Raw genomic sequence first — 6,188 nt, forward strand, 5'->3', positions numbered from 1 at the left:
TCATCTCCATATGATCGGATAATTCGGGAAGACTTTGAACGGGCTCTTAGCACCACCACCGCCCAGCGCAGCGCCCGCGATCTCAAGCAACGTTGGTACGGTGACGCCGATCGATGCGGCGCAACGTTGCGACACCGGCAGCGTGCCGCTCGAACGCATCGGCCTGGCCGAGATAAGCAAGCATGCAGATCTGCGCAGCTTTCTGCGTGGCACCACCCCGAGCGTGATCGCACCCAGGCAGGCTGACGCCGTGCCGGCGGCGCAGTATGCAGCATCGGTGACGCATTACTATTCAACCGTCTCTCTGGATACTGCAGGCACATCGGTCTCAGGCGCAGGAGCCGACATCAATGTGTGGGCGCCCGCATTACGCTCCGCCGACGAGCTTCAAACACTTAGTCAGATATGGATCGCTGGTGAAAGCGCAAGCAAGCAGACGCAAACCCTTGAAGTGGGCTGGCAGATCCAGCCAGCCACAGGCTGGGGCAACCAGCCCGTTATTTTCATTTATTCCACCCAGGACGGGTACATCAAGACAGGTTGCCATAATCTGGATTGCAGCGATTTCGTGCAGACCAGCACGCGACATGTCTTGGGCGCTCAGCCGGTCGCCGGATTCAGCATTGCAGGCGGCAAGCAGACCATGCTGGGCGTGGAATTCCAGAAGAATGACGACGGCAACTGGTGGCTGCGCGTGGATGGCGAATGGATCGGTTACTACAAGGCGGAACTGTATTCGGGGGATCTAGCGAACGGACGCGTTGCTTACGTGATCGCAGGTGGCGAAGTCGCGACCAATAGCGGTTTAGCTAGCCCACCCATGGGGAGCGGTCAGTTCGCAGAAGCGGGCTATCGCCAGGCCGCGTTCCAGGCCAACCATTTCTATCGCGATGCGGCGATGGTCACCCATCCCGTGGAGCGCCTGAGGTCACTGATCGTGCCGCAGCCGTCCTGCTACACGCTGGCAATGGCCGGTTACAGCTATCCGTATGCCTTGGGCGCTGGCGTCTCGCGAACCAGCCTGTCGCCGGAAATGCAGAATGGTGGCTTCTACTTCGGCGGGCCGGGCTGCCCACGTTGAGTTGAGTTGATCGCGCGCACGCTTGCAGTGCGCGCGATCCCTTACGGCAAGTCCACGCCTGCACACACGAGCGGGCGGGCGTCCTGGAGGTGGCGCACGCCACGGGCGTCGAACTGCAATGCTGCATGCTTGGGCGCGAACGCAGGCCAGGCGGGCAAGCCTTTGACAAGTCGGACCACTCCGCTGCACAAACGCGGCCCAATAGCGCTGCAAACTCACGGGTGGCTGCCCAATCGGCAGGTCCTTGATCAGGAACGGCAGCTCGGCGCTATGCGTCACCGGCCCGCCAGGCGCGGCGGCATCTAACACGTAATGCCACACCGGCACGCCGAGCGCGGCCTGATGCTGCGCGACGGTCACTGCCGGGCAACGGAAGGTGAGATCGGTGGACAGCTGCATCGCCGCATCGCCCTGACGTGCGGCACGCTGCGCCCCGTGTGCACGCTGCACTTGCAGCACGGCATCGGCCTGCGCGGGATAGTCGCGACGCAAACGCGCCTGCGCGCCTTGCTTGCCGCCATATTCCAGCTCCTGCACCACGGAGCCGATCAACAGCGGCACCTTGGCCTGTGCAGCTTCGGCCAAGAGCACGGCCGGCGCACGTGGCAGCACGCGTCCATCGATAACCGCCTGCAGCCAGATGTAGCCAGATGTAGCCATCGTCGTCCAATGCCGGCACATCGAGACCCTGCCCGGCCCCGATCACTCGCTCGACCGGCAGCGCACGCAGTTGCGCCAGACGCGTTGCAGGATCATCGATGCCCGCGCGCTTGGCGATACTCACACCCGGCGCGCGATTCTCTTCCAGCGAACGCGCCGGCAATCTGAAACCGGCGGTGCCGCTCTGCTCGATCGCCGCCGAAAACAGGCCACGCGCGAGCGGGCTGAGCATCAGCAAGCCCACGTTCTGGCCACCGGCCGACTGCCCGGCGATGGTGACCCGCGCAGGATCGCCGCCGAACTGCGCGATGTTGTCGCGCACCCACTGTAGCCTGGCAATCTGAACGAGCAAGGCATCGTTGCCGGCAGCGTCGTTGTCGCCATCGCGCAGTTCCGGCAGCGAGAGCACGCAGAGCGCGCCAAGCCGGTACTGCAGCGTCACCATCACCATGTATGTGCGACCAGATTGGTGGGCAGATGGCCATCCGCACCGCCAGCCACATTGGCGCCGCCGTCAATCCACACGAACACCGGCAGCGGCTTGGCCGATTGCAGCTGTGGCGTCTGCACTTCGACGTAAAGACAATCTTCGGTGCCGCGTTTGACCATGACGTTGTTCCAGCCCAGCGTCGGTTGGACACACGGCGTGGCGGTTTGAGTGGCATCGCGCACGTCCGACCATGCCACAGCCGGCTGCGGTGCCCGCTACGTCACAATAGGTGTCGCCCGGAGAGGAACGGTACCGGGGCGATGACGAGAGGTTGAAATGGCGCGATACGGACAACAGCTCAAGAACAGGGGGGTGGCGCGCTTGCTGCCGCCGGAAAATGTAGCGGTGAGTGCGGTGTCGCGGGAGATCGGCGTATCCGAAGCGACGTTGGAGCGCTGGCTCAGCCAGTGGCTGGCCGAGCCGCAGCGGGAGCGGCTGTGGACCTCGGTGGCACGGTTCGATGCGGCGCTGACGACGGCCAGTATGGAGCAGGCCTCGCGGAGTGCGTGGTACCGCAGCAACGGCGTGTCTGCGCAACAACTGGCGCAGTGGCGCCAGGCGGCCCAGCAGAGCCTGGCGCAGCCCGGTGAGATCGGGGCCAGCACCCTGCAGGACACACAGGATCGGCGTCCTATCCGGGAGCTTGAGCGAGCGTTGCGACGCTAAGGACAAGGCGCTGGCCAAAACGGCCGCGTTGCTGGTGTTGTCAAAAAAATGCGAGGCGATTTTCAGCAAGGCGAGGACGCATGATCCTTCTGGAAGATCGTCAAAGCATGGTGGCAGAGATCGCACACGCCCAGCGTGGTGGCGCGCGGCTGGAACAGGCCTATGGCATTGCCGGTATTGATGTAGGCACCCTGCAACGATGGAGATCCAATGACGGCTTGGCCACTGGCGATCGACGTCCCCACGCGCTACGACCGCGCCCGGCGCATGCACTCTGAAGACGAACGCGCCCACGTGCTGACCATGGCCAATGAGCCGCGATTTGCCGACCTGTTCCTGATCATGGGCCTATACAGCCGCAAGATCATCGGCTGGGAGGTCCACGACAGCGACGGGTCAGGCCATGCCACGCACCTGGTCAGACGCACCGCGCTGGCTGAGAACCTCGCGCGTCAGGACCCCGCACTGCCCGGTGCTGCATGGCGACAATGGCGCCTCGTTCAAGGCCACCTCCGTGCTGGCGATGCTGCACTGGCTGGGCATCAAGCCGTCGTATTCGCGCCCGCGAGTCAGTGATGACAATGCCTTCGTCAACTCGCTGTTGCGCACGGCAAAGTCCCAGCCGGAGTTTCCGACAAATGGGTTTGCCGATCTGGAAAGCGCGCGCCAATGGGCAGCAACCTTGGTGCATTGGGACAACAACGTGCGTCGCCATCGGGCGTTGAACCCGGAGAAGGAGGCCGTCGTCGCGGCAGCGAGCGAAACTCAAAAAGCTGCATGAATCAGGCGACACCTATCTTGACATGCACCGGGTGGCCGCCAGCGCAGTGCGCCCAATGGCGGCGCGGCAAGCGGAATCGTGCGCAGCACCGCACTGCCGTCGTCATGCCATTGCCCACGCACCGCGCCGTGATCGGCATGTACTTCCAGGGGGGGGCAGCCGCTGTGGCGGGAGCTGCCGCGTAAGCGCTTGCCATCGGCATGCAGCCGATGGCAAGCGGGCAAGGCAAACGAACGCATCAGGACGGCCCGCTGAGCACGCGCGCACGCCAGGCGGCCTGGAAGACCGCAGTGGCCGAGGCCACGTTGAGGCTTTCGACCTTGCCGCTGCCGCGGATCGACACCTGCAGATCGCAATCGCGTGCGAACTGGCGGTCCATGCCTTCGCTTTCTGCGCCCATCACATAGACCAACCGCTGCGGCAGCGCGGCGGCGAACACATCCTCACCGCCGTCCACCAGCGTGGCGGCCACCGCGAAGCCGGCATGACGCAGCTGCGCCATCGCCAGTACAGTCTCCGACAATTGCACCAGCGGCACCGCTTCGGCGCCGCCTTCGGCAACGCGTGCCGCGGCGCCAGATAGGCCCAGCGTTGAACCGGCGGGCAGCAACAGGCCCGCCACACCAAAGTGCGCGGACGAACGCAAAATCGCACCGAAATTGTGAGGATTACTCACGCCGTCCAGCCACAGTGCCAGCACCGGCCCCTGCGGCAATGCGGCCAGCCAGTCCTGCAACGGCTGCGGGGTGACGCGCAGCACCTCGGCCACCACGCCTTCGTGGTGCGTACTGGCGGCGAGCTTGCTGAGATCGGCCTCCTTGACCACGCGGTAACCGATGCGCTGGGCAACGCACCAGGCCAGCAGGGCCTTGAACTGCGGAATGCGCGCCTCGCTCAGATACAGCTTGCGCAACGCCTGCGGCCGCGCCTTGAACACCGCCTGCACCGCATTGATGCCGTACAGCCGCACTTCGCGCGCGGTGGCACCAGAGGTCGAAGACGCAGTGGGCGTAGCTGAGGGCGTGTACTGCGGTGCGACTGGGGGCGCTGCAGGTGCGCGCGGCGCGGCGCGGCCCCAGGGGTTGTGCGAGGCGCCAGAGGTGCCGCCATCGCGCGGCGGTCGTGAGCCCCGTCCATCATGCTGTGTCATCGTCGTATCCAGTCGTTCGTGTTTCTTGCAGTGCCGGAAAGGCCGTTTCCGTCCCTTCACGCCATTGCTGTATTGGTCATCCTGCAGTGCCGGCAAGCCGCTGCCGCAAGAGCAGTGACGACGATGGTAAGCCACTGGCGCGATTGGCTGTGTCCGGCGGTCGGGGTGAGGGGGCGATTCACTGGGCTGAGGTGCTCATCCATAGGGTTTCTCTAGTGGTACGCTAGGACCTATACCAAGGAGCGGGGCTCCGATGGCTACGCTTATTCCGAGTAGGTCCAGTAGTGCTGGCCGGATGACACCTGGCGAGCGGCGCTTTTCGCAGCGTCTGGAAGACAAGCTCGACGATGAGTACATCTGCTGGTACGACGTGCCGATCGGCCCCAGTCACCGGCATCCAGACTTTATTGTGTTGCATCCCTATCGCGGGATCCTGGTACTTGAGGTCAAAGACTGGAAACTGGAGACCATCGCTGAGATTGACCGCGACACCGCCGTACTCCATACCGAGCGCGGCCGCTAGGTGACGTCCAATCCCTTACGCCAAGCGCGCGACATTTGTATGGAAGTCGGCAAGCTGATGCGCAACGATGCTGCTCTGCGCCTTCCGGAAGGAAGCAAGTATCAGGGCAAGCTCATCATGCCTTGGGGTTTTGGCGTGGTGTTTAGCAACATCAGCCGCGCCCAGTTTGACGAGGCCGAATTAGGCAATGTGATTGCGGCAGGTAGCGTGATCTGCCGGGACGAGATGACCGAGTCGGTGGACACCGAGGCGTTTCAGAAACGGCTCTGGGACATGTTCCCTGCCACGTTTTCATGCCAGCTCAGCTTGCCGCAGATCGAACGGATTCGCTGGCATCTGTTTCCGCAGCTACGTATCGTTCCTCCCGAGCAGGTGCAGTTGTTCGCCTCAAGCCAACCGGACAAACCCATTGCCATCCCTGACTTGATCAAGGTGATGGATCTGCAGCAAGAGCAGCTTGCTCGCTCCATGGGGGATGGCCATCGTGTGATTCATGGCGTGGCAGGCTCTGGCAAGACAATGATCCTGGGCTACCGCTGCGTTGAGATTGCAAAGCGTCAAGGCAAGCCGGTGCTGGTGCTCTGCTACAACAAAACGCTTGCCGGCCGCCTGGAGCACATCATTCACGCGCATGGCGTGCAGGACCGCGTGAGTGTGCGTCATTTCCATGGATGGTGTGGTGAGCAGCTAAAGGCCTACGGCATCAAGCCTCCGCCCGCACAGCCAAATGCCCAGCAGTATCTGGACGCATTGGTCAGTAAAGGGCACCTCGAACAACCAAGTCGTAGCCGTGGTGACACGCACTGGATGATGACCATACCTTCAAAAAATCAGCGA

Annotated in this window: 5 protein-coding genes and 3 pseudogenes; 5 read left to right on the forward strand and 3 right to left on the reverse strand. The window is 63.3% G+C overall.

Translation table 11 applies throughout. From position 1 onward, the window contains the following. Positions 1–100: 100 nt before the first annotated feature. Positions 101–1,081, forward strand: a complete 981-nt coding sequence (locus XpopCFBP1817_RS18855) for a neprosin family prolyl endopeptidase (RefSeq protein ID WP_244171244.1) — start codon at positions 101–103, stop codon at positions 1,079–1,081. Between the two features lie 41 nt (positions 1,082–1,122). Here XpopCFBP1817_RS18855 and XpopCFBP1817_RS18860 read toward each other — a convergent pair. Beyond that, positions 1,123–2,446 (reverse strand): annotated as a pseudogene (locus XpopCFBP1817_RS18860) (carboxylesterase family protein); the annotation flags it as partial. A 61-nt stretch (positions 2,447–2,507) separates the two neighbouring features. Here XpopCFBP1817_RS18860 and XpopCFBP1817_RS23325 point away from each other — a divergent pair. Together XpopCFBP1817_RS23325 and XpopCFBP1817_RS24160 are read left to right on the forward strand one after the other, a co-directional pair. Continuing rightward, positions 2,508–3,477: pseudogene (locus XpopCFBP1817_RS23325) on the forward strand (DDE-type integrase/transposase/recombinase); the annotation flags it as partial. An 18-nt stretch (positions 3,478–3,495) separates the two neighbouring features. Continuing rightward, positions 3,496–3,678, forward strand: a complete 183-nt coding sequence (locus XpopCFBP1817_RS24160) for a hypothetical protein (protein WP_425479131.1) — start codon at positions 3,496–3,498, stop codon at positions 3,676–3,678. 29 nt (positions 3,679–3,707) lie between these two features. Here the strand turns inward: XpopCFBP1817_RS24160 and XpopCFBP1817_RS21950 are convergent. Next, positions 3,708–3,880, reverse strand: a pseudogene (locus tag XpopCFBP1817_RS21950) (carboxylesterase); the annotation flags it as partial. A gap of 36 nt (positions 3,881–3,916) precedes the next feature. Continuing rightward, complete coding sequence (locus XpopCFBP1817_RS18885) at positions 3,917–4,828, reverse strand: TrmH family RNA methyltransferase (RefSeq protein WP_128418279.1); 912 nt, start codon at positions 4,826–4,828, stop codon at positions 3,917–3,919. 295 nt (positions 4,829–5,123) lie between these two features. Here XpopCFBP1817_RS18885 and XpopCFBP1817_RS23330 point away from each other — a divergent pair, with 295 nt between their 5' ends. Further along, complete coding sequence (locus tag XpopCFBP1817_RS23330) at positions 5,124–5,351, forward strand: nuclease-related domain-containing protein (RefSeq protein WP_244171245.1); 228 nt, start codon at positions 5,124–5,126, stop codon at positions 5,349–5,351. Between the two features lie 39 nt (positions 5,352–5,390). Next, positions 5,391–6,188, forward strand: a 798-nt coding sequence (locus XpopCFBP1817_RS18890; RefSeq protein ID WP_341866020.1) for a UvrD-helicase domain-containing protein, incomplete at its 3' end; no start/stop codon positions are given.

It is taken from the genome of Xanthomonas populi (assembly GCF_002940065.1).
GTDB classification, from domain to species: Bacteria; Pseudomonadota; Gammaproteobacteria; order Xanthomonadales; family Xanthomonadaceae; genus Xanthomonas; species Xanthomonas populi.

Bases quoted from the DNA above. Each gene is read 5' to 3' on its own strand.
- XpopCFBP1817_RS23330 (WP_244171245.1), top strand. From the start codon at position 5,124: ATGACACCTGGCGAGCGGCGCTTTTCGCAGCGTCTGGAAGACAAGCTC.
- XpopCFBP1817_RS18885 (WP_128418279.1), bottom strand. From the start codon at position 4,828: ATGACACAGCATGATGGACGGGGCTCACGACCGCCGCGCGATGGCGGC.